This window comes from Desulfotalea psychrophila LSv54, assembly GCF_000025945.1.
GTDB lineage: Bacteria > Desulfobacterota > Desulfobulbia > Desulfobulbales > Desulfocapsaceae > Desulfotalea > Desulfotalea psychrophila.
Genome location: NC_006138.1, coordinates 3,131,304 through 3,153,674, shown reverse-complemented (window position 1 = coordinate 3,153,674; position 22,371 = coordinate 3,131,304). Strand labels below are relative to the sequence as shown.

At 45.1% G+C, this 22,371-nt stretch carries 23 protein-coding genes; 12 read left to right on the top strand and 11 right to left on the bottom strand.

All coding sequences use genetic code 11. From position 1 onward, the window contains the following. The first annotated feature begins 11 nt into the window (after window positions 1–11). From DP_RS17125 to ribD, 7 genes are all read left to right on the top strand, one after another. On the top strand, window positions 12–731 hold the full coding sequence (locus tag DP_RS17125) for an electron transfer flavoprotein subunit alpha/FixB family protein (protein WP_228130207.1): 720 nt from the start codon (window positions 12–14) through the stop codon (window positions 729–731). Beyond that, entirely contained in the window at window positions 721–1,464 is a 744-nt protein-coding gene (fabG, locus tag DP_RS14145) for a 3-oxoacyl-[acyl-carrier-protein] reductase (protein ID WP_041278053.1), read from the top strand. The genes DP_RS17125 and fabG overlap by 11 nt, the downstream gene beginning before the upstream one ends. A gap of 72 nt (window positions 1,465–1,536) precedes the next feature. Then, complete coding sequence (gene acpP / locus DP_RS14140) at window positions 1,537–1,764, top strand: acyl carrier protein (RefSeq protein WP_011190030.1); 228 nt, start codon at window positions 1,537–1,539, stop codon at window positions 1,762–1,764. Between the two features lie 106 nt (window positions 1,765–1,870). Further along, window positions 1,871–3,115, top strand: coding sequence for a beta-ketoacyl-ACP synthase II (gene fabF, locus DP_RS14135; protein WP_011190029.1), 1,245 nt, complete (start codon window positions 1,871–1,873; stop codon window positions 3,113–3,115). Between the two features lie 41 nt (window positions 3,116–3,156). Further along, a complete protein-coding gene (gene rpiB / locus DP_RS14130; protein ID WP_011190028.1) occupies window positions 3,157–3,585 on the top strand; it encodes a ribose 5-phosphate isomerase B in 429 nt (142 codons plus the stop codon). 138 nt (window positions 3,586–3,723) lie between these two features. Beyond that, the gene (gene nrdR / locus DP_RS14125; RefSeq protein ID WP_011190027.1) at window positions 3,724–4,194 is read left to right on the top strand and encodes a transcriptional regulator NrdR; all 471 of its coding nucleotides are present in this window, start codon (window positions 3,724–3,726) and stop codon (window positions 4,192–4,194) included. Then, window positions 4,187–5,308 (top strand): bifunctional diaminohydroxyphosphoribosylaminopyrimidine deaminase/5-amino-6-(5-phosphoribosylamino)uracil reductase RibD, encoded by a 1,122-nt coding sequence (gene ribD, locus DP_RS14120; protein WP_041278052.1) that lies wholly within the window; start codon window positions 4,187–4,189, stop codon window positions 5,306–5,308. Before nrdR ends, ribD begins: the two co-directional genes overlap by 8 nt. 619 nt (window positions 5,309–5,927) lie before the next feature. Here the strand turns inward: ribD and DP_RS14115 are convergent. Then, entirely contained in the window at window positions 5,928–6,212 is a 285-nt protein-coding gene (locus tag DP_RS14115) for an integration host factor subunit alpha (RefSeq protein ID WP_011190024.1), read from the bottom strand. 201 nt (window positions 6,213–6,413) lie between these two features. Further along, window positions 6,414–7,619, bottom strand: a complete 1,206-nt coding sequence (locus DP_RS14110; protein WP_011190023.1) for a type II secretion system F family protein — start codon at window positions 7,617–7,619, stop codon at window positions 6,414–6,416. Window positions 7,620–8,008: 389 nt separating this feature from the next. Between DP_RS14110 and DP_RS14105 the strand changes: the two genes are divergently transcribed. Next, complete coding sequence (locus DP_RS14105; protein ID WP_049785114.1) at window positions 8,009–8,254, top strand: PxxKW family cysteine-rich protein; 246 nt, start codon at window positions 8,009–8,011, stop codon at window positions 8,252–8,254. Window positions 8,255–8,319: 65 nt separating this feature from the next. Here the strand turns inward: DP_RS14105 and DP_RS14100 are convergent, their stop codons facing one another. Together DP_RS14100 and DP_RS14095 are read right to left on the bottom strand one after the other, a co-directional pair. Further along, entirely contained in the window at window positions 8,320–9,009 is a 690-nt protein-coding gene (locus DP_RS14100) for a YggS family pyridoxal phosphate-dependent enzyme (protein WP_011190021.1), read from the bottom strand. An 8-nt stretch (window positions 9,010–9,017) separates the two neighbouring features. Next, window positions 9,018–9,830, bottom strand: a complete 813-nt coding sequence (locus DP_RS14095; protein WP_011190020.1) for a TatD family hydrolase — start codon at window positions 9,828–9,830, stop codon at window positions 9,018–9,020. Window positions 9,831–10,177: 347 nt separating this feature from the next. Here DP_RS14095 and DP_RS14090 point away from each other — a divergent pair, with 347 nt between their 5' ends. The 3 genes from DP_RS14090 to DP_RS14080 are packed head-to-tail and all read left to right on the top strand — an operon-like array spanning window position 10,178 to window position 13,689. Then, window positions 10,178–10,582, top strand: a complete 405-nt coding sequence (locus DP_RS14090) for a roadblock/LC7 domain-containing protein (protein WP_011190018.1) — start codon at window positions 10,178–10,180, stop codon at window positions 10,580–10,582. A 53-nt stretch (window positions 10,583–10,635) separates the two neighbouring features. Next, window positions 10,636–11,241: a GTP-binding protein gene (locus DP_RS14085; protein WP_011190017.1), complete on the top strand. Its 606-nt coding sequence runs from the start codon at window positions 10,636–10,638 to the stop codon at window positions 11,239–11,241. Window positions 11,242–11,250: 9 nt separating this feature from the next. Beyond that, window positions 11,251–13,689: a hypothetical protein gene (locus DP_RS14080; RefSeq protein WP_011190016.1), complete on the top strand. Its 2,439-nt coding sequence runs from the start codon at window positions 11,251–11,253 to the stop codon at window positions 13,687–13,689. 42 nt (window positions 13,690–13,731) lie between these two features. Here DP_RS14080 and coaD read toward each other — a convergent pair whose 3' ends face one another. The 6 genes from coaD to ilvB form a co-directional block, all read right to left on the bottom strand. Then, a complete protein-coding gene (gene coaD, locus DP_RS14075; RefSeq protein WP_011190015.1) occupies window positions 13,732–14,244 on the bottom strand; it encodes a pantetheine-phosphate adenylyltransferase in 513 nt (170 codons plus the stop codon). A 40-nt stretch (window positions 14,245–14,284) separates the two neighbouring features. Next, window positions 14,285–14,857 (bottom strand): 16S rRNA (guanine(966)-N(2))-methyltransferase RsmD, encoded by a 573-nt coding sequence (rsmD, locus tag DP_RS14070; protein WP_049785113.1) that lies wholly within the window; start codon window positions 14,855–14,857, stop codon window positions 14,285–14,287. 25 nt (window positions 14,858–14,882) lie between these two features. Beyond that, window positions 14,883–15,632 (bottom strand): CDP-diacylglycerol--serine O-phosphatidyltransferase, encoded by a 750-nt coding sequence (gene pssA / locus DP_RS14065; protein WP_049785112.1) that lies wholly within the window; start codon window positions 15,630–15,632, stop codon window positions 14,883–14,885. Between the two features lie 37 nt (window positions 15,633–15,669). After that, a complete protein-coding gene (locus DP_RS14060) occupies window positions 15,670–16,314 on the bottom strand; it encodes a phosphatidylserine decarboxylase family protein (protein WP_011190012.1) in 645 nt (214 codons plus the stop codon). 79 nt (window positions 16,315–16,393) lie between these two features. Further along, the gene (gene ilvN, locus DP_RS14055; RefSeq protein WP_041278050.1) at window positions 16,394–16,879 is read right to left on the bottom strand and encodes an acetolactate synthase small subunit; all 486 of its coding nucleotides are present in this window, start codon (window positions 16,877–16,879) and stop codon (window positions 16,394–16,396) included. A gap of 30 nt (window positions 16,880–16,909) precedes the next feature. After that, a complete protein-coding gene (gene ilvB, locus DP_RS14050; protein WP_041278049.1) occupies window positions 16,910–18,613 on the bottom strand; it encodes a biosynthetic-type acetolactate synthase large subunit in 1,704 nt (567 codons plus the stop codon). Between the two features lie 569 nt (window positions 18,614–19,182). On the opposite strand from ilvB, the gene leuA reads away from it, so the two are divergent. After that, window positions 19,183–20,853, top strand: coding sequence for a 2-isopropylmalate synthase (gene leuA, locus DP_RS14045; RefSeq protein ID WP_162096673.1), 1,671 nt, complete (start codon window positions 19,183–19,185; stop codon window positions 20,851–20,853). Window positions 20,854–21,078: 225 nt separating this feature from the next. Here leuA and asd read toward each other — a convergent pair whose 3' ends face one another. Then, window positions 21,079–22,206, bottom strand: a complete 1,128-nt coding sequence (asd, locus tag DP_RS14040) for an aspartate-semialdehyde dehydrogenase (protein WP_041278047.1) — start codon at window positions 22,204–22,206, stop codon at window positions 21,079–21,081. Window positions 22,207–22,371: the final 165 nt, after the last annotated feature.

Sequence of the window (22,371 nt, the reverse complement as noted above, 5' to 3'; positions counted from 1 at the left end):
ATTGCCGCGGGGTGCTTGTCTTTTTTGAATTGGATGTTGAGGTCGTGGCCTCGGTTGCCCTGAAATTTCTCGGGGTGGGCAGAGAGCTGGCTGACAAGGCGGGGACAGATCTTATGGCAATTGCCATGGGTGAGATTACTGTTGCTGATCAAGATAAGTTGATTCGTTATGGTGCCGATAAAGTTTTTGTGGTAAACGATCCACATATTCGGTATTTTAATGAGGGAAATTATCGTATTATTTTAACTGAATTTATTCAGGAATATAGGTCTGCAATTGTCCTTGCTGGGGCGACATCTGCTCGCCTGTTAAAATCAGTGCGTTTTTTTCAGAAAGGATTATCTGTAGAGGATAGCGATATTATTGTGCCAGCTGGTGCTGGATTAAGAAGTGAAAAAAATGCCAAGCTGGTGTATATACTGTCGGCGGCAATGGAGGCCGTGGTTGGCGCTTCCCGTTTTGCTGTTGATAATGGCTGTTTTCCTGCCAGTGTGCAGATAGGTCAGACGGGTAAAACTGTTTCTCCTAAATTTTATTTAGCCTGTGGTATTTCTGGCTCTATTCAACATGTTTCTAGCATATTAGGTGCGGAAAAAGTTGTGGCAATAAAAAGTGATAGGGATGCTGTCATATTTACAGTGGCTGACTATGGCATTGTTGGTAGGGTCGAAGAAATCTTGCCTGAGTTGATTAGAAGACTTGAAAAAAGAGGAAAATCTTGTGATTCTTGACGGAAAAATAGCTGTAGTGACAGGTGGCAGTCGAGGAATAGGTCGTGGCATAGCCCTGCGTCTTGCCGGTATGGGAGCTCTTGTGTATATCAACTACGTGAGTCGCCCGGATGCTGCCATTGAAACAAAAGAACTGATAGAAAAGGCTGGTGGTAAGGCTGAGATCATTGGCTTTAATGTTGCCGATGGGGAAAAGGTTCAGGAGAGTTTGAATCAAATTGTTGCCGATGCCGGAGCCATTGATATTTTGGTAAATAATGCGGGTATAACCCGTGATGGTCTTCTTGCCCGAATGAAAGAGGCCGATTGGGATGCGGTGCTTGATACTAATCTCAAGGGTGCGTTTCTTTGTTCTAAGGCTGCTGCCCGTTTTATGATGAAAAAGAGATGGGGCAGAATTGTAAATATATCCTCTGTGATCGGTTTTGCCGGTAATGCAGGACAGGCAAATTATGCCGCTGCCAAGGCAGGACTTGTTGGTTTTAGTAAGTCCATGGCACGTGAATATGCTGCTCGAAATATTACCGTTAACTGTGTTGCTCCCGGTTATGTTGTCACTGAAATGACAGAAGAATTAGATGAGAAGATTCAAGAGAAAATTAAAGCAGAGATTCCTCTTGGATCTTTTGGCCGCACGGAAGATATTGCCGCTGCTGTTGCCTACCTTGTCTCAGAAGACGGTCGCTATCTCACGGGGCAAACGCTCCATGTGAATGGCGGCATGTACATGTAAGACTATACAAAAAGTCTATATTTTTTTATAATTGAGACTTGCTTTAATTAAAAATTTGAGGAGAATGGTAAGATGGCTTTAGATGAAAAAATGGTTGATATTATCGTAGAACAGTTGAGTGTTGAGAAAGAGAAAGTTGTTGCCAAGGCATCTTTTGTTGATGATTTGGGTGCTGATTCTCTTGATCTTGTTGAGTTGATCATGGCAATGGAAGAAGGTTATGATATTGAAATTCCTGATGAAGATGCAGAAAAAATTGCGACTGTTCAGGATGCAATTGATTACGTAAGCAACAAGTAAGGTTGCTATTTTCAGCAGTAATTTTATGAGTTCATGCCTTGGGATGCTTTAAAGGTCGTTTGTAAAGAGATAACGAGGGTAGGAAAATATAAAAGGAGTTCTTATCGTGAAGCGTAGAGTTGTTGTCACCGGTGTGGGTCTTGTTACGCCTCTTGGTACGGGGGTTGAGAAAACCTGGGAAAATTTGTGTGCAGGAAAGAGTGGTATTGATACTATTACGCGTTTTGATACGAGTGACTTTGCCGTTAAAATTGCTGCTGAAGTAAAAGATTTCCAGGCAGAAGATTTTTTTGATAAAAAATCAGCCAAACATATGGATCTTTTTGCTCAATATGGTGTGGCAGCTGCTGTTATGGCCCTGAAAGACAGTGGCTTTGAGATAACTGAGGAAAATTGTGAGCGGGTAGGTGTTATTACCGGTTGTGGTATGGGAAGTTTGCCTATGATTGAAAAATATCATCAGGTGTTTATGGAGAAGGGACCGCGTAAAATTTCTCCATTTTTTATCCCCATGGCCATCCCTAATATGCCTTCAGGCCATATATCTATGCGAATTGGGGCTAAAGGGCCAAATCTTGCTCTGACCACAGCCTGTGCGGCTGGAACTCATGCCGTGGGTGAAGCCTTTAATGCGGTGAGCTCAGGTAAGTGCCTTGCTATTGTTGCTGGTGGAACTGAATCCGTTATCTGTCCTACAGGGATTGGGGGGTTTACCGCCCTTAAGGCTCTGTCGACCAGAAATGATGATCCTGCTGCTTCCTCCCGTCCCTTTGACAAGGACCGTGATGGTTTTGTTATGGCAGAGGGTGCAGGAATGCTTATCCTCGAAGATTATGAACACGCCATTGCCAGAGGTGCTCGGATTTATGCTGAGATGGCGGGTTATGGTTTGAGCAGTGATGCATATCATATAACAGCCCCTCCGGAAGATGGAGAGGGTGGCGCTCGGGCAATGAAGATGGCCATTGAAGATGCAGGTTTTCAGCCAGAGGATATTGATTATATCAATGCCCATGGTACATCGACTCCCCTGAATGATCGTTGTGAAACTCGGGCAATAAAGAGTGTTTTTGGAGAACATGCGTATAAGCTTGCCATTAGTTCGACAAAATCAATGCTTGGCCATATGCTTGGGGCAACAGGTGGTGTTGAAGCTGTCTTGACAGCTCTGAGCCTTGATAAGCAATTTGTTTTGCCAACGATTAATTTGCAGGAGCCAAGTCCTGAGTGTGACTTGGATTATACTCCTAATGTTGGTCGTTCGATGAAGATGCGTGCCGCAATCTCCAACTCTTTTGGTTTTGGTGGTACCAATGCTGTTGTGGCAATGAAGCAGTATATTGGTGAGTAGGTTCTCGCCCGCTTCCATCTTGAATTAGAAAAGGAATAGTTGTGAATATAATAATTGCATCGGACCATGGTGGCTATGAGTTAAAAGAGTTGCTTAAGAAAAAGATTGTAGCTCTGGGGCATACCATTGAGGATGTGGGCTGTGACAGCCTTGACTCTGTTGATTATCCGGATTATGCCCAGAGGGCAGTCGATGCTCTTGTGGAGCATGGGGATAGGGGCGTTTTGATTTGTGGTACAGGCATTGGTATGTCCATTGCCGCAAATAGAAATAGATCTGTTCGAGCGGCTCTCTGTCATGATGAGTATACCGCTGCCATGAGTCGTGAGCATAATGATGCTAATATACTTTGTATGGGGGCGCGTGTCCTTTCACCTGAACGTGCTCAGCAGGTTCTACATACCTGGTTGACTACTGAATTTGTTGGCGGAAGACATTTACAACGTATTACCAAGTTTAGCGATATTTAAAAGAATTGCTTTTCTCTCTTTGGGCCCATATCGCTTCTGTGATATGGGCCTTTTTTGTTTTTTAAGGTATAGTAGTGGGTTACAATAATTTATTTGTGCCCGTAGTTGCACATTGCTAACCGCTAGAGTGAGGATGAAATGAAGTGTCCGTATTGTGGCCACCTTGATAATAAAGTTATTGATTCACGAATCAATAAAGATGCAACTATTACCCGGAGAAGGAGATCTTGTCTCGCCTGCGATCAGCGTTTTACGACCTATGAACGGCTTGAAGTGATGTTTCCTATGCTGGTGAAAAAAGATGGTAGAAGAGAGGCCTGGGATAGACATAAGCTTGTGGTCGGTATTGAGAAGGCCTGTGAAAAAAGAGCTGTCAGCCGTGATAAGATCGATGAATTTGTTGATGATATCGAGCATATGTTGCAGGATTACGGGGCTAAGGAGATTTCTTCAAGTATTGTAGGTGAATGGGTAATGGAGCGTTTGCCAGCCCTTGATGAGGTGGCCTATGTGAGATTTGCCTCTGTTTACCGGCAATTTAAAGATGTGGATGAGTTTATGTCAGAGCTTAAAAATCTTCTCGATGCTCGTGGAGGTGGAGATGATTAATGAGACTGGACAGATAGAGCTTGATCAAAAATACATGCTTCTTGCTCTTGCCGAGGCCCGGAGGGGGCAGGGACGTACCTCGCCAAACCCCTGTGTCGGTGCTATTATTGTGGGAGATGGATCTGTCGTTGGCAGGGGTTATCATAAAAAGGCAGGGACCCCTCATGCGGAGGTGCATGCCCTTCGTGATGCCGGGGAGAAGGCCGCAGGCGCAACTGCCTATGTGACCCTGGAACCCTGTAGTCATACAGGCAGGACTCCTCCCTGTTGTGTTGCCCTGGCCAAGGCGGGGGTATTAAGAGTTGTTGTTGGTATGACAGATCCCAATCCTTTGGTGAACGGTAGAGGCGTTCAGTATCTACGGGATCATGGTATTGAGGTGAGCACGGGGATATGTGAGGCAGATTGTAGAGAGATAAATAGACCCTTCATAAAAAAGATAACGACGGGGACGCCCTGGATGATCATGAAGGCAGGGATAAGCCTTGATGGTCGCATGAACTATAAAGAAGGCGAGCCTGGTTGGATTACGGGCCCGGAATCAGGGGCGCTGGTTCATCAACTGCGTGATTCTGTTGATGCGATTATGGTTGGTAGCGGTACGGTAATGATTGACAATCCCTCTCTCACCACCCGTTTGCCGGGGGGGGGAGGGCGGGATCCAGTTGCCGTCATCCTTGACAGCCAGCTAAAAACAGATCCTGATGCTCACGTTTACTCTGCTGCTTCCGGGAGGTCTGTACTTGTCTTTTGTCAGCATGATGTGGATGAGGGACGCAAAGAGGTCTTTGCAGAACGTGGCGTGATTGTCTTGCCTGTCTCCTCCTTGCCAGAAGGGCTGGATTTAGGGGAGATTGTGGCTGTTTTGGGGGAAAGGGATATTTGCTCCGTGCTGGTTGAGGGTGGTGCGCAACTGCATGGTCAGTTACTGCAGAAAAGGCTCTATGATTACCTCTACCTGTTTCAGGCCCCTCTCTTTGCCGGGGATGGCGGTGTTTCTCTTGTTACAGGTTGTCCTCTGGCCGGTCGTGAAGATGCTATTGCTCTGCGTGGAGTGCGCCGGAGTGTGTTGGGTGCACACCTGCTGCTGGAGGGAGAGATTGAATACCCCTGATCAGGTATCTGAAACTCCTACCCTCTTTTTGCAAATCTCAACCTCATAAAAAATTTATTCTGAAGGCAGGTGTTGACTCCGATAGCATCGATGTTTTTGCCAGGTATCATATGTCTTGCATGCGGGCTTGCTTTTTATAGAAATTGCCAGTTTTCAAGATACCCTATAAATACTGCCTCATTTGCCCTGAGCAGAGATTTAACGTTGAGATAGGCCTTCACTCAAGAGTGGAAGGAAGCGTGCGGCTGCGGGGGTCTCGTTCCTCTCAAAGGCGAGCTGTGTTCGCCAATCTTGACGAAAGTTGTGACTGTGGCTGGAGGAGATGGTCCAGGAACACTATTTTGAGGTATCTTGGCGGCAAGGAGGGGGGGGACCTGAACCTGTCTAATCTTATTACCCTGCAGGCATCCTTTTCGCCCAGAAACAAAAGAGTTGTGACGAGTTAGAAAAATTTGTTGTTTCTGAATTATCTCTGATAATTGTTGTAATTATTCTATGGCTCTTACTAAAATAAAAAAACACCGTTACAAATGAATGTAACGGTGCATGTATACTTCTAAAATTAGCCTGTTAAAAACAAAAATAAGGCGTAATGCTTTTGGCGGCAATAAGATTTTATTTAAGCATTAATTTTATCGCGCAAAATTCCCGAAGGTTTAAAGGTTACAACCCGTCTTGCCTCAAGGGTAAGCTCGTCACCAGTCTGAGGATTTCGCCCTCTTCTTGAACTTTTGTCTTTAACGTTGAATTTCCCAAAACCACTTAGCAACAGGTCGGAACCAGAGATAAGTGCGTCTTTGGAGATTCTTAGAAAAGCTTCAACAGATTCTGTCGCTTGAGCTTTTGTGAGACCTTCATGCTTTTTATAGACCTGTTGAATCAGGTCTGCCTTAGTGAGCGTCATTTTCTCCTCCTCCTGTATATAGATGGTTACTGGTATAAGTTTATGCTTAATAGGGAGAAAGTCAATATTATCAACGAAAAAAGTGATAAAAGAGACGTGATTTGGTAAAAAAAATTGCGAAAAACATGTTCATGCCCTTCCCTGTCAAGTTGGAGGGGCAACTTATTGCTAATAAAGGTGATTGTTTGATTTTTGTGAAAATCAAACAACAGAGGCCATTTTAAAGATAGGCAGATACATGGCGACAACCAAGCCACCAATCATGCCGCCGAGAAAAACCATCATAAAAGGTTCGATCATGGCAGTAAGGTTATCAACAGCCTGATCCACCTCCCCATCGTAAAAGTCTGCAATTTTTTCCAGCATTGCATCGAGTGCTCCCACCGATTCACCTACATTAATCATTTGGGTAACCATATTGGGGAAGACACCGCTCTCTTCAAGGGGTTCTGCCATGGGGCGTCCTTCGGCGATACCATCTGCTACCCGAAAAACGGCCCGTTCAATGATCTTGTTGCCGGCGGTTTTGGCAACAACCTGAAGTGCTTCGAGGATGGGGACACCGCTTTGCAGCATGGTACTGAGGGTTCTGGTGAATTTTGCCACAGCAACCTTGCGTAGAAGTGGCCCTACAACAGGTGCCTGAAGAAGTATTTTGTCTATTGCGATTTGCCCCTTCTCGGTCGTGTATATTTTTTTGACAGCGGCCATGAGAGCAAAGAGGGCGATAAGCATGTATATGATATTGTTTTTGAAGAAATCACTCATATTGACAACTATTTGCGTGGGCAGGGGCAGGCTGGAACCAAAATCGGCAAACATTTGTGAAAAGACGGGTACGACGAAAACCAGAATAATGATGAGGATGAGAATGGATATAGCAAGGCATATTGTAGGGTAGGTCATGGCTCCTTTTATTTTTTTCTTCAGGGCCATAGACTTTTCCATAAAGGCGGCAAGTCTTTGCAGGATGGTGTCAAGTATACCACCTGTTTCTCCTGCTTCAATCATATTGGTAAAGAGCTTGTCGAATATTTTTGGGTGTTTTCGCATAGAATCGGCCAGGGTTGTCCCGGATTCGACATCGCCCTTGATTTTGCCGATAGCCTTTTTAAAGGTGGGGTTTTCCTGTTGTTGTTCCAATATCTCTATACCCTGTACCAGAGGAAGGCCTGCATCGATCATGGTCGAAAGCATTCTGGTAAAAATAACAATATCCTTACCTGTTACCTTAGGCTGAAAAAAAGAGATACTTGCCAATAAATCTTTGGGCTTTTCCTTGATAACAGGGGCGTTTATACGTAGACGTTTAATTTGGTTAAGTGCGGCAGTCGCATCTACTGCCTCCACCTCACCTTTACGTTTATCGCCGTAGGAGTTAACTCCTTTCCAAGTATAAATAGGCATGGATCATCTCCGCTTCTAGGGATATAGTTGTATGGTCTGCGATTTTTTTTGTGATATTATCAGAGCGTGGGCCTTGATATGCGTGCTTCTTGTAAAATATTTTTATATGGCATGTTAAAAGTCACATATTTCATAATATCATCACCAAAACATAGAGAACAAGCTATTTATCTAGTTTGTTTTCTTATCAATATTTTAGAAGCTTTTTTTATCAACAAATAATAGGGCATCTTCTCTGTGTGGCGAAAAGTTCTTGTACCGTATCAACACATGTAGTATAAAGCATGGTTCACTGGATAGATATCATTTTTATGCTGTTGTAGAAATGTTGATTTGCCGATTGCGAATCGGATGGATATATACCTGTTAAAAGAATTGGAGGACTTAGAATGCAAAAAAACGCTGCTGTGAATTATAATGATGGTTGCTTTAAGGTAGTTGTTGAAAAGTGTGAAGGCTGTGATAGGATCGTAGAGCAAGAGGGCAACAAGTTTTGCTCTACCTACCTCAACCCTGAAGCAAAGTGGAAGCTTGGGATGTGTAACTTTGCAACTCACGCAAAAATTGAGATTGCTGTAAGCAAAGTACGTATCAACCCACTGAAAGCAGCAAAAAGAGCATCAAAGGGCAAGTAAATTTTATTTACAGTCACTTTTGTTTGGTAAAGGTCGTATTTCTTCATGGAATACGACCTTTTTTTTTAGTTTACTCTGGTTCCAAAAATTGCAGTTCCTACCCGGACGATGGTAGCGCCCTCTTCTATCGCTATATGATAGTCGCTTGACATGCCCATGGAAAGCTCTACCCTGCCGTCGCACTGGAGAATATTTTCGGACACCAACTTTTCGGCGAGCGTGCGTAAATTGCGAAAATGTGGTCGTGAATCCTCTGGCTCTTTGTGCAGGGGGGGGATGGTCATCAGGCCACGGATGCGTAGAGCCGGGAGTTTGTTTATTTGGCGGATGAGTTCAGCTGCCTCTGCCTTGTCTGTACCTGATTTGTTCTGATCCTGACCGATATTTACCTGGACCAGGATGTCCAGTGTTTTGTCTAATTCTAGTGAGTGTTTGTTCAGCGCCTTGGCAATCTTAAGGCGATCGACGGTTTCGACCATGCTACAGTAGGTAGCGGCCATTTTTGCCTTGTTGCTCTGTAGGTTGCCGATGAAATGGAAACGCGCCTTGTCTCCGATAAGTTCTTTTTTTTCCTGTACCTCTTGAATGTAGTTCTCACCGAATTGCTGTTGTCCACAGGCAATGGCCTGGAGAACGGTCTCTGCGGGAAGCCTCTTGGAGACAGCGACCAGTTGGATATCTTCCGGGGCTCTACCTGCTTTTTTTGCAGCTTGAGCAATACGTTCTTTTACTTGGGCGATGTTTTGGCAAATCATATCTACTCCTAAATGTGAAAAAGATTTTGGGCATTTTGGGTGGTCTGTAGGGCAACTTCAATAATAGATATTTCTCGTAGATTGGCAACCTTTTCTAATGTGTAGAGGACGTAGGCGGGTTCATTGCGTTTGCCGCGATATGGTACCGGGGCGAGAAAGGGTCCGTCGGTTTCAAGGAGCAATCTCTCAAGGGGAACCATTTGACACACCTCTTGTAGTTCCTGGGCATTCTTAAATGTAATGATTCCTGGAATGGAGATATAAAAACCAAGTTCAAGGACAGCATGAGCAAAGGCCTTGTCTCCGGAAAAGCAATGAATAACTCCGCCTTGAGGCAGGGGGGCAATCGCTCTTAATATCTCTACCATATCCTCCTGGGCGTCCCGGCAGTGGATGCTGACGGGTAACTGTAACTCCTGGGCTAATTCCAGTTGTTTTGCGAAGTGCTCTTTTTGCAGCTCTGCGGGTGTATGGAGCTTTGCGTAGTCAAGTCCAATTTCACCGTAGCCAACGACCTCGGCAGGATGTGTTTTGGCCAGTTGAGTGAGTGTTTCATAGGTCTTCTGATCCATGCTGTCGACATCGTGGGGGTGGACGCCTATGGTGGCAAAAACATTGTCGTGTGCCTGGGCCAGTTTGATGGCGGCAATGGAGCTTTCCAGATTGGTACCAATGGTGATGATTTTGCTTACCCCGTTTTGCAGGGCATTGGCCAGGACCTGGGCAAATCCGTCTTCCTGATAGGCGTCCATGTCGAGATGACAGTGAGTATCAATTACCTTAATATCTTTCGGTAAAGTAGGTAGGCTATGTTTTTTCAAAAGAGACCTCTGTTTTGTGTGAGTTTTGTAGCTATGTTTTTCTTTTATCTATGTTAGAATATTATTAATTCGTTACTTCTTAGAGTGAAAGGATTTTTTCGATGCTCTTTTTGTGGAACAGGGGCTGGGGAATTATTGAGATGCCCAGATGAGAAGAAGGTCATTTAAAGCTCTTCTTTTTCTCCTTGTCGCTGAAGTTTTGTATTGTTACTTCTTGAAAAGCAGGAGTTCGGGGGACGAAAAATTATCATTTGGGCTTGTCCGTGCTGAGTCCTTCATAAGGCTTTACTTAGGCTTGTCTGTGGAGTCATTGAGGGAAATCAATATTTTATAAAGAGGTTAAATGTATGAACTATGGGATCGTCAGCCAGGAGCAGATTGAGCAAATCGATCAGATAATAACGACCAAGTTGATTGATTTGGGTGTCGACTGTGTTGTAGTTATTGATATGGCAGGAAATATTATAACGGCTAAGGATAATACTGAAAGTAAGTATGATGTTTATTCTTTTGCAGCTCTTGCGGCAGGAAATTTTGCGACTGTAGATGCGATGGCGAAACTTGTAGGAGAGCAGGAGTTTTCTCTACTCTTCCACAAAGGTCAGGATTCCAGTATTCATTTTAGCAAAATAGATGATGAGTTACTTCTTATCTGTATGTTTGGTAAAGATATTTCTCTCGGATTTTTAAGGCTTAATGTTGTTGATGTCATTGAGGGGATAAGAACGATTTGGGGTTCTAAGGAGAAGTAGAGGTCGTAACCGAAATATTTAAAATCGGAGAGACAATTTGTGGGAGGTTTATCTTGAGTTTCATTAACCTAAAAGAGAAAATTGTTCAGGTCAAGATTGTTTATTATGGTCCTGGCCGTTGTGGTAAGACAACGAACCTTGAGTATATTAATAAGGCGTATCGCAAACAGATATCATCGGAAATGGTCAGCCTGAAGACTCATGGCGATAGAACCCTGTTCTTTGATTTTTTGCCCTTTAATATGGGTAAGGTCAAGGGCTATGACGTAAAAATACAACTTTATACGGTACCTGGGCAGGTGAAGTATAATGCCACGAGGAAGCTTGTTCTGCGTGGTGTTGATGGGATCGTTTTTGTAGCCGATGCAATGGAAAAACAACGGGAAAAAAATATTCGATCCCTGAATCAATTGCATGAAAATCTGCAGTCGTATAAAGAAAATATCTTTGATATTCCCCTTGTTTTACAATATAACAAGGTTGACCTTGGCCAACATGGCATCCCCATTTTACCAACTTCTGTTCTAGAACAAGATCTTAATAGCCGGCTTAAGGTGCCCTCATTCGAGGCAAGTGCAATTACTGGTTATAACGTGGCAGCAACCCTGAAGAAAATCATTTCCTCAACGGTGGTTTCTATACAGAAAAAATTACTTTAGAGATCAGTTATGGTAGAGCATTCTAAGGCAGGGCAGTACGATGACGATTTGACAGTAGACATGGATAATTTTGCTGATTATCACCAGCAAGATGACTTTGACTTATTGAAAAACTATGCCCCGGAATCACCTTTGACTCAGTTGAAATCTTTGGTTGTTTCTCTTGATTGGGACATAACGGATGAAAACCTTCTTCAGTTTAATCAAGAGATTCTTCTCTTGCGTGATATGTGGGCTGAAGACCAGGTGAAACTGGTTTATCTGCAGATTCTTGAGCAGATGAGTAAGTATATATATCAGAAAAAAGTAGACGCTTATCCTCGTTCTGTCACCATGCTTCCTCATTTTTTTAATAGCCTGGAAAAAATTGTTTCAAACCATGAGATAGGTGGCGAAAAGGAAAAAGAGCTACTCTATGGAGATGTTGAGCTTTTTAAAACTCTTAAGCAGGATATAGTCTCCTGGCAGAGAACAAAAAAGAGCCGTGATTTTTCCAATGATAGTTCGGTCTTGCAGCGACTTAAAACACTTATTATGGGGGTGGACTGGGAGATTAGCATAGGCGAACTTGCCGATTTACGGCAAGAGGTCTTGCGTCTGGAAGGGGTCTTTAAGAAAAATAAACCCTGCCTCCTCTTGCTTCAGGGTATAGGAACCCTCATTGCCTATATTGCCCACAAGGCAGGTGATGCAGATATCGAAGTCTTTACGATTCTCCATAATTTTTTAGAAACCTTGGAAAAAGTAGCATTTTCTTCACTTTCTCGTGCAGAAGAAAAGGATATTTTGCTAAAACAGGTTGAGGAGTTTAATCTTTTTAAAGAAAAAATAGCCACCACCCTCTCTCCTGAGGCTCTGGATATGGATAGAGCAGATAAGCCTGAGGAGGACTCTGCTGAGGAAACTACTGGGGTCGCAGAAATCCTGCCCGCCTTTGCCGATATGCCTGCTGACGCGGTGCATGGCTTTGATGAGCATGCTACCAGTAGTGTCTTGGCTGAGGAGGAATTAACGGAGCGCCTGGACAGTTTTTTCGCTGAAGAGGTAGGCGATGATCAACAGAAGTGGAATTCTGCCGAGGATCCTGCCGCTCCAAATTCTGATCTGGATGCTGCTTTGCAAGGAGTTTTCGTGGGGACAGAGGATGATGAGGAAGAGGCTTTGTCTCAGCCGATTGCCGCCCTCTCTCATATTGTTTCTGCGCCATCTCCTGTGGAGGAGTTGGATACAGACCTTGCCCTGGAGCAAACCCTGGCTCCTGCGCTCTCCTTTCTTGATGAAAAACCAGATTCTGCAGCTGAGTTTGAGCGAGGAACTTCTCCCGCAGCTGTAGTGGCTGTGCCCACAGGCATCTCCGCTGACCTCCCTCCCGTAGGACTGGTGGAGGAAAAGGATGTCTCTGCTGAGACCACAGCTCTCTTGGATGAGTTTTTTGCGGGAGATCTTCCCAGTGGAGATTTTAGCTCAGTTGACCGGGAGGTACTTCTTGGTGGGCTTGATGTTGAAGGGGATGATGAGGAGGTTGTGGGTGAGAAAACAGTCCCACTCTTTGAACCGATTGCAGGCCTTTCCGATGTTGCTCCGGCTCTAGCTTTACCAGAGAATAAGGAGGTGGTTGCTTCAACAGACCTTGTTTTAGAGAAGGCATTGGATCCAGTGCTCTCTTTTCTTGATGAAGAATCTGCCCCGGTTGAGATGGGCGTGGTTGATGCATCTGTGGAGGAGGCGTTTCCTGTAGGAGCAGTAGAGGATAAAGAAATGGCCCGGTTGGATACAGAGGGGCTTGTCCTTCAGGAAGTGGCAGAAGATACTCCTCAGGATTTTGTTATTGCTGCAGAGCAGCCTGAGTTGAGTTCCTCTCCTTCTATAGATCCTCTCTCCCTATTGGCGCTTAAGGGGGATATAGAGTCTCTGGGGTTTGTTCTGGATAAAAAAATTACTCAGGGTCTGGTTGCTGATATAAATGAGCTGAGGCAAAAAAATCCCCAACATATTTTGTTGAAGTCATTTTTGCAGTTGATCTCCACCCTTGCTCAGCATATTGATCGTTACCTCTACTTGGCCGATGACCGATCCTATCATCTCCTGCAGTCTCTTGTTGAATCCATGGAAGAGGGCTGTCTCCTTCGCCGCAGTGCTGGTGAGGAGATACTCTGTCAGCAGACCTATGCTGTGCTGCAGTGGCAACAGGACCTTATCTCCCGTTATTTTGTGATGGGTGCCGTAGATAAACAGGGAGAGGATATTGCCACAAGCCCTGTGCCAGCAGAAGAGTTATCTGTTCAGAAGGAAAATGATGAGTTGCTCTATGCTGCGATGGAAGAGGAGGCTGGGAGAGAACTATCGCTTACGGAAGAGGTCAATGCAATTAAAGCAGAGTTGGAAGAGTTGCGAAATGGTCTGGGTGAAGAAATTTCCCAATTGCGGTCAGAAATTAATAGCAGGTAAAAAAAATGCTGTGGTAGCTACTACCACAGCATTGCTAGGTCTTTAGGGCCTATACTTCTCCTCAAGTAACCTCTCCACATGTTTTGGAACTAAATCGCTTATATCACCGCCGTTTTTAGAAACATCCTTGATTAGGGACGAGCTGATATATATCCAGCGAAAGGCAGTCATAAGAAAGATACTTTCTACCTCCCGTACCAATTTTCTGTTCATTAGGGCAAGCTGAAACTCGTAGTCAAAATCGGAGACTGCCCGTAGGCCACGAATAATTGCCCTTGCCCCCTGTTCTACGGCAAAATTAACCAATAGTCCAGATGGGACAATCTTGACGATTATCCTGCCCTTCTCTTTTTCAAAGCATTTCTCAATCATCTCTTTTCGTTCCTCACCGCTGAAAAGAGGTTGCTTTTGGCCGTTTACGGCAATGGCAACAATAACTGTGTCAAAGAGAGCTAGGGCACGCTCTATAATGTCTATATGACCATTGGTGATAGGGTCAAAGGTACCTGGGTAAACTCCGATGGAGGGTTGGGAGTTTTCTGTATGCAGACTCATAATATTTTGTGTGAAAAATAAATTTGTAAATCGGCGAAATTTATTGCAGGGGCGTATAGAACCAAAAAGAGGCTTCGCCGTAGGTGCGTCTCTCCTGGAGGAGAAAGTTCGTGGTTTTCTCCGGTAATATTTCGCTTACTCTTTCCTCAATTACAACAATACCAGTTGATTGTAATAACTTTGTTTCTCCCAATTGGTCAAGGAAAAGTTGGCCTAAACCCTTGGAATAGGGAGGGTCTGCGAAAATAATATCTGCTTTGCCGAAATTTATCGACTCTAACTTACGCAGAGGAAGAGATTGAGCGAGGTTATGTTGGATGACCTTGATCATAGGAGAATCAAGATATGGGTAGACTAATTGGATGTTTTTTGCGGTATTTTCTAAAGAGTCTTTAGAGTTATCGATAAAAACTGCGGATTTTGCACCACGGCTGAGGGCTTCAATACCAAGGGCTCCGGTTCCTGCATAGCAATCAAGTATACAGGAACCTTCTACACGTTCACCAAGGATAGAAAAAAGAGCCTCTCGTGCTCTGTCGGAGGTGGGGCGAATACTATTGTTGCGTGGCGGAAATAATTTTCTGCCACGCGCATTACCACTAATAATTCTCAAGGTGAACCTATTTGGATAGAGGGAACTATTGTTTTGATTTATTTGTGAGCTTATGGCCAAGAGAGCTTTTTTGGGCCCATTTCCATAAATCGGTGGCCATTCCAGAGGCAATATAGAGAACAAAGATTGCAAAAAACATTATCTGTGGCTCAGCAGCTACAAGGATGAAGAGCAATAGGGCGCCAACAAGTATCGGAAATGTTCTTCCTTTATGCTGCATTTTTTTGAAGCTACAGTAGCTGTGGTTGGAGACCATCAGGTAGGAAAGCAGATATACTAAGAAGAGCAGAGATATATGCTTTACCGGACCTTCAATGCCAAGGCTATGGCAAAAGAGGACAGCTGAAGAGATCATGGCTGCTGCAGCGGGACAGGGCAGACCGATAAAATTCACAGAGTCAGTCTGTTGTGAGTTAAAACGGGCAAGGCGCAGGGTGGTGGTGGCAATATAGAGAAATGCGGCCAACCAGCCGTAGCGTCCGTAGGGCTGCAGGGCCCAGAAGTAGGCGAGTAGACCTGGAGCAACACCAAAAGAGACATTGTCACAGAGTGAGTCAAGTTCAACACCAAACATACTTGTCTTACCTGTCATACGGGCAACTCGGCCGTCAAGACCGTCGAAAACGGCGGCCACGATAATGGCAATTGCCGAAACAACAAATTCTCCCTTGGTTGCCGAGAGTATGGCGTAGAAACCACAAAAGAGGCTACTGAGGGTGAAAAGACAGGGAAGAAGATAAAATTTAGTACTCATTTCTTCTTGTGGATGTGACATAGATACTCCGTTAGTTAAAGTCAATAATTAGAAAGGACTAAATTATTTGACCAAGAATGGTCTCACCAGCTCGAACCTTGTCACCTACGGATACACTTAGGGCTGTATCGGTGGGTAAATAGAGATCGACTCGAGAGCCAAAACGAATGAGGCCAACACGTCTGCCAGACTGTATCGTGTCATTGGGTTCTAGCCAGCACACAATACGCCGTGCAATGAGGCCTGCAACCTGGACAAAGGCGATTTTTTTTCCTGAATTGGTGGTTAATACAATACCACAGTTCTCATTATACTCCGCTCCTTGGCTACTGTCAGCAGAATAAAATTTTCCAGGGGTGTAGATAATTTTATCTACCTTGCCGGCAATGGGAGCCCGGTTGACATGGACGTTGAAAACATTCATGAAAATAGAGATCTTGAGCGCTTCGCCTTCGATAAAATCTTGCTTGTCTGTCTTTTCAATGACAATGATCTTGCCGTCGGCAGGAGAAATAAGTGCCGATGGGTCATCGGGGACAAAACGCTCTGGATCTCTGAAGAAGTAGAGAGTAAAAGCGGTCGCAAGCAAAAAAATAAATGTCAAAATTTCACACTCTGACGCTGCTGAAACAAGGGTGAGAAAGGCAGCAAAGCCAATAAAAGGGACACCTTCGCGAGCAACAGGAACCTGTGGCTGTAACATTTTGTTTACCTATTTGTAACGATTTTTTTTTGTTATGGGCCAATACAATGGCCCTCTTTATAACCGCTTTTGTTTTTTGTTACTTGTTTTTATTTACCCGAGCCATGGCGATGGTGCCAGTTCTGACAATTTCTTTTATGCCAAGGGGACGGAGCAGGTCTGTTACCGCATGTATCTTTGAGGTATTACCCGTTACTTCAATAGCATAGCTCTTTGCGCTGACATCTACAACTTTTCCTCTAAAAATATCAACGATACGAAGTACCTCAGCTCGAGTATGTACCTCTGCATTTACTCTAATAAGGACCATCTCCCGTTCAACATACTCGTGTTCACTGATGTCAGTTACCTTAATAACATCAATGAGCTTATGTAGTTGTTTGGTTATTTGTTCTATAATTGCTGCATCGCCCTTTGAGACAACGGTAAGACAGGATATCTTGGGGTCAAGCGTTTCGGCCACACAGAGGCTCTCAATATTAAAACCACGACCACTAAAGAGTCCTGTTACCCGTGAAAGTACACCGGGTTGGTTTTGAAGAAGTACTGAAATTGTATGTTTCATCATCGTTTCCTTTGAAAATAAAAATATCCGTTATACAAGAAGCATTTCAGTATTTGCTTTTCCTGCGGGAACCATCGGGTATACCCCTTCCTCTGGAGCAACTAAAAATTCCATAATAACAACATTGTCGGTGGCAAGACCTTCGGCAAGTACAGATTCAACCTCTTCTTTTTTGGTGGCTCGTAGCCCTACTGCACCGTATGCCTCAGCGAGTTTGACAAAATCGGGGGCAACATCCATTACAGTTGAGGCGTAGCGTTTATCGTAAAAGAGTTCCTGCCATTGACGAACCATGCCCAGATAGCCGTTGTTCAGAATAACAATCTTAACATTACAGTTGTTTTGTCTTGCTGTGGCCAGCTCCTGGATGTTCATCTGGATAGAACCATCGCCTGCAATATCGATGACTATTTTATCAGGAAAGGCCATTTGGGCGCCGATGGCAGCAGGCAGGCCAAAGCCCATGGTTCCCAGGCCGCCTGAGGTAACAAAATGGCGGGGGTGGTTAAATTTGTAGAACTGGGCTGCCCACATCTGATTTTGCCCTACCTCGGTGGTGATAATAGCCTCCCCCTTGGTCAGTCGGTCAATGGTTTCGACAACAAACTGTGGCTTTATCTCACTGCCGTTAGAGTTATAGCGCATGGGGTGTTCTTTGGTCCAATTATGGACGGTGTCGATCCATGGTTTGTGAGCGTCCCTTCGTTCTGCAATCTCCTCTTCAGGGCACTTTTCAAGCCAGTCGTTGATGGCTGTGAGAGCTGCGAGGCAATCGGCTACAATGGGTACGTCGACCTTAACATTTTTACTGATGGAGGTGGGATCGATATCCACATGGATGATTTTTGCCTTGCTGGCAAAATCTTCAAGTTTACCAGTCACGCGGTCATCAAATCTGGCACCCACGGCAATGAGGAGGTCGCTTTCGGCAACGGCCATATTGGCGGTATAGCTGCCGTGCATACCAAGCATGCCCATGGAGAGATCATGGCTCCCGGGAAATGCTCCGAGGCCCATTAAGGTCATGGTGACAGGTATCTGTAACTTTTCAGCCAGAGCAGAGAGCTCTTTGTGTGAGTTGGAGAGAATAACTCCACCACCCACGTAGAGGACAGGCTTTTTTGCCTGCATGAGAAGCTTACATGCCTTGGTTATCTGGCCTTGATGTGGCTTGTAGTTTGGTTGGTAGCTGTCCAGTTTGATAGGCGCAATTTGTGGATAATCAATAAGTGTGGCGAGAATATCCTTTGGCAAATCAACCAGTACGGGGCCAGGTCGTCCTGTCTTGGCCACATGAAATGCCTCGCGCAGTACGGGGACGAGGTCTTCCGGCTTGCTCACCAGGTAGTTATGCTTGGTGCATGGGCGAGTGATACCAACAATATCGACTTCTTGAAAGGCATCGTTGCCAATAAGGGCACGGGGGACTTGACCTGTGAGTACCACAAGTGGGATTGAGTCAAGATATGCTGTTGCGATACCTGTAACGCCGTTGGTGGCGCCAGGGCCAGAGGTGAGCAGGGCAACGCCAACTTCACCTGTAACTCGAGCAAAGGCATCGGCTGCATGAACAGCGCCCTGCTCGTGACGGACAAGAACATGCTCAATGTCAGTGCTATCCATTAGGGCGTCATAAAGATCAATGACAGCTCCTCCGGGATAACCAAAAATAGTTTGAACGCCTTCTTCTTTGAGACATTGTACAATAGCCCGGGATCCGGTTATTTTACCCATTAATCCATTCCCTTGAATAGTTGAAACATTTTCATTAGTACATAAAACCAAAACTCTATGGAGTTCGTGGTTTTTCTTATTGCCATATTTAAAGCTGGAACAACAAAGTATATATGGAGTAGGTGGCTCTGTCAATATTAGAAGGCATAAACAGAACGAATGTCATTTTTAGAGGGGGCAGGGCGAAAGAATAAATAGTTTTTAGAGGGGAAAAATGATTTTGTCTATAGTGGATGGGCTATTTGTCGGTTTTTTCAGATAAACAGGCTTGACAATAATGGTTAGGAGGGTTTAAGCTGTATTTTCTTAGCCTGTTGTTGGGCTTAGGCAAACAAATTGCCCCTGTCGTTTGCTGTTAATTAATAAGATTATTAAACAAGAGCTGTGAAAATGAACTTTATCTCTCTCCTCCTACTAGCATGCCTATTATTGCTCCGCCCTTGCGCGGTCTGGAGAGAAATTTATTAGTTTTGTTTGTCTACTATATAAGTTGATCTAAAGGCCGCGGTTGAAAAACCGGGGCCTTTTTTTTTGTTACGGGATTGCCAAAAGGAGAAAGCATGAAAAGTATACAATTACAGAAGTATAAGCCATATCCTGCCGTCGGTTTGTCCGATCGTGTATGGCCCACAAAAACCATTGAGAAGGCCCCAGCCTGGTGCAGTGTTGACCTGCGTGATGGTAATCAGGCTCTTATTCAGCCCATGAACCTTGAGCAGAAGGTGCGTATGTTTAAGCTCTTGGTGGATATTGGCTTTAAAGAGATAGAGGTGGGCTTCCCCTCAGCCTCAGAGGTGGAGTATCAATTTTGCCGAAAACTTATAGATGACAATCTTATTCCAGAGGATGTGACGATTCAGGTGCTTACTCAGGCCCGTGAACATCTCATCGTTAAGACCTTTGAGGCCCTGCGTGGTGCGAAAAAGGCCATTATTCATCTCTATAATTCCACCTCAACCCTTCAACGCAAGGTCGTTTTTGCTAAAAGTCGTGGCGAAATTGTGGATCTTGCCATAGAGGGGGCAAGGCTCGTTCAGGCAGAGGCTTTAAAATATCCTGCAACAGAATTTCGCTATGAATATTCGCCTGAAAGCTTTACCGGTACAGAGCTTGATTACGCCCTGGAAATCTGTGAAGCTGTACTTGCCGTTTGGCAGCCAACATCTGGGAATAAGGTGATTATTAATCTTCCGGCAACGGTAGAGATGTCAACGCCGAATGTCTATGCCGATCAGATAGAGTGGTTTTGTCGCAATGTCTCCTGTCGGGATGCTGTGCTTATCAGTCTTCATGCCCATAATGATCGTGGTTGTGCCGTGGCGGCCACGGAGCTTGGCCTGATGGCAGGTGGTGATCGTGTTGAGGGAACGCTTTTTGGTAATGGTGAGCGCACAGGTAATGTGGATTTGGTTACCCTGGGGCTCAACCTCTTTACGCAGGGGGTTGACCCTAAGATTGATTTTAGTGATATTAATGGACTGATTGAGGTCTATCAGGAGGTGACGAATCTTGAGGTCCATCCTCGTCATCCCTATGCTGGTGAACTGGTCTATACCGCTTTCTCAGGATCTCATCAGGATGCCATTAACAAGGGCATAAATATGTATCGAGAGGCAGGTGCTGATCTGTGGCAGGTGCCATATTTGCCCATTGACCCAACGGATGTCGGACGTAGTTATGAATCCATTATTCGTATCAACAGTCAATCGGGTAAGGGCGGTGTTGCCTATATTATGGATCAGGAATATGGCTATAAGTTGCCCAAGGCCATGCGCCCAGAGTTTGGTAATGTTGTTCAGGCCGTTACCGAGAAAGAGGGTCGGGAGCTACGCTATCCTGAGATCTTCTCGGCCTTTGAGGAAGAGTATCTCAGTCGCCAGGCAGCCTATAGGCTGAAAGATTTTCAGGTGGTGAAGCGTCATGTGGATGAGGATGCGGAGAAATCCAGTGCCGAGGTGGTGGCGACCCTGTTGGTGAATGGTGAGGAGCAGATGATCTGGGCTAATGGTAATGGTCCCGTAGATGCCTTTTGTGCAGCGGTGAATAAGTTGCTGCCAGAGGAATTTCACCTCCATAGTTATCACGAGCATGCCCTTAAGGGTGGTTCCAGTGCCCAGGCGGCAGCCTATGTAGAAATTGAGATGAATAGTAGCAATACGCGACGCTGGGGGGTAGGCGTTGACACCGATATTATTATCGCCTCTATCAAGGCTGTACTGAGCTGCTTGAACAGACTGTAGGGAACCTTGAAAAATAGTCTTTTCTTCAAGTCTCTGCGTTGCATGAAAAATTTTATCCTCGAAATATCGTATATATGTCTGTGGTAAAATTTTTCATGCGCCTTGATCTTTATTGAAAAGTCTTAATTTGCAAGTCACCCTGTAGGAAAATTGCAGGAGACAGAGCCTTCAACCTGCTGAAGGCTCTGTTTGTGGCGGTGATTGCTAGGCGAGATCTTGCTGGGCTTATTTTGCGCAGTGTTGCAGGACGATATTCAACATTCTGCGTACCGGCTCTGCTGCACCCCAGAGAAGTTGATCTCCCACGGTAAAGGCCGTCAAGTATTCGGGACCCATGTTCATGTGACGAATCCTTCCCACGGGAATATTGAGGGTGCCGGAGACCTTAGCCGGAGTGAGCTCGCAGCAGGTGGCTTCACGTTCGTTGGCAATGACCTGAACCCATGGGTTATGTTCGCCGATGATTCGTTCGATCTCTTCCAGGGGCAGGGCCTTCTTCAGTTTAATGGTAAATGCCTGGGAGTGGCAGCGCATGGAACCGACGCGTACGCATTGACCATCGATGGGTACGATATTTTCTGCCTGGGCGCTGTTACCAAGAATCTTGTTGGTTTCAGCAATTCCCTTCCACTCTTCCCTGGTCTGTCCATCTGCCACGGCCACATCAATCCATGGGAGAAGAGATGCCGCCAGAGGTGCCCCCCAGTTATCTGTGGTGAGGGTGCCGTCGTTGAGTTTGGCGGTGACGGCCTTGTCAATATCAAGGATGGCTGAAGATGGATTGGCCAGAAGATCCTTTACCTCGCCCTGAAGCTCACCCATCTGGGTGAGGAGCTCGCGCATGTTTTTTGCTCCTGCCCCACTTGCGGACTGGTAGGTCATGGAGGTTGCCCATTCGACGAGGTTGTTTTCAAAGAGGCCGCCCAGGGCCATCAGCATAAGAGAGACGGTACAGTTACCGCCCACATAGTTTTTCACTCCGTCTACCAAGCCCTTATCGATAACCTCCCGATTTACAGGATCAAGAACGATGATGGCATCATCTTTCATGCGGAGGGTGGAGGCTGCATCAATCCAATATCCCTGCCATCTGCTGCGTAACTTTTCATAAACTGCGGTGGTATAGTCTCCCCCCTGACAGGAGAGGATGATGTCCATTTCGGCAAGTTTATCGAGATCCATTGCATTTTCGAGTGGCTTGGCACCTGCGCCTACATCGGGTCCTGGTTGGCCAGTCTGGGATGTGGTAAAAAAAACGGCCTCGTAACTACCAAAATCTCCTTCATCACGCATCCTCTCCATCAGGACAGAGCCCACCATTCCACGCCAGCCAATGAATCCAACCTTAAGCATATCTAACTCCATTATATTTGTGCTTGGGCAAAACGCCCTTGTAAAAAATTCTATCTGGACTATGTCATAAAAATATTAAAAAAGCACTGCTAAAAAAGATTCATCGTTTTTTTGTGTGAAAAACAAGTTTTATGGCAATAAAATGGTGCGGAAGGAGAATAATCA

What these genes read in the sequence shown, in the direction of transcription:
- acpP (WP_011190030.1), top strand. Translation starts at nt 1,537, where the DNA reads ATGGCTTTAGATGAAAAAATGGTTGATATTATCGTAGAACAGTTGAGT.
- nrdR (WP_011190027.1), top strand. Translation starts at nt 3,724, where the DNA reads ATGAAGTGTCCGTATTGTGGCCACCTTGATAATAAAGTTATTGATTCA.
- ribD (WP_041278052.1), top strand. Translation starts at nt 4,187, where the DNA reads ATGATTAATGAGACTGGACAGATAGAGCTTGATCAAAAATACATGCTT.
- DP_RS14115 (WP_011190024.1), bottom strand. Translation starts at nt 6,212, where the DNA reads ATGACGCTCACTAAGGCAGACCTGATTCAACAGGTCTATAAAAAGCAT.
- DP_RS14110 (WP_011190023.1), bottom strand. Translation starts at nt 7,619, where the DNA reads ATGCCTATTTATACTTGGAAAGGAGTTAACTCCTACGGCGATAAACGT.
- DP_RS14105 (WP_049785114.1), top strand. Translation starts at nt 8,009, where the DNA reads ATGCAAAAAAACGCTGCTGTGAATTATAATGATGGTTGCTTTAAGGTA.
- DP_RS14100 (WP_011190021.1), bottom strand. Translation starts at nt 9,009, where the DNA reads ATGATTTGCCAAAACATCGCCCAAGTAAAAGAACGTATTGCTCAAGCT.
- DP_RS14090 (WP_011190018.1), top strand. Translation starts at nt 10,178, where the DNA reads ATGAACTATGGGATCGTCAGCCAGGAGCAGATTGAGCAAATCGATCAG.
- DP_RS14080 (WP_011190016.1), top strand. Translation starts at nt 11,251, where the DNA reads ATGGTAGAGCATTCTAAGGCAGGGCAGTACGATGACGATTTGACAGTA.
- coaD (WP_011190015.1), bottom strand. Translation starts at nt 14,244, where the DNA reads ATGAGTCTGCATACAGAAAACTCCCAACCCTCCATCGGAGTTTACCCA.
- pssA (WP_049785112.1), bottom strand. Translation starts at nt 15,632, where the DNA reads ATGTCACATCCACAAGAAGAAATGAGTACTAAATTTTATCTTCTTCCC.
- DP_RS14060 (WP_011190012.1), bottom strand. Translation starts at nt 16,314, where the DNA reads ATGTTACAGCCACAGGTTCCTGTTGCTCGCGAAGGTGTCCCTTTTATT.
- ilvN (WP_041278050.1), bottom strand. Translation starts at nt 16,879, where the DNA reads ATGAAACATACAATTTCAGTACTTCTTCAAAACCAACCCGGTGTACTT.
- ilvB (WP_041278049.1), bottom strand. Translation starts at nt 18,613, where the DNA reads ATGGGTAAAATAACCGGATCCCGGGCTATTGTACAATGTCTCAAAGAA.
- asd (WP_041278047.1), bottom strand. Translation starts at nt 22,206, where the DNA reads ATGCTTAAGGTTGGATTCATTGGCTGGCGTGGAATGGTGGGCTCTGTC.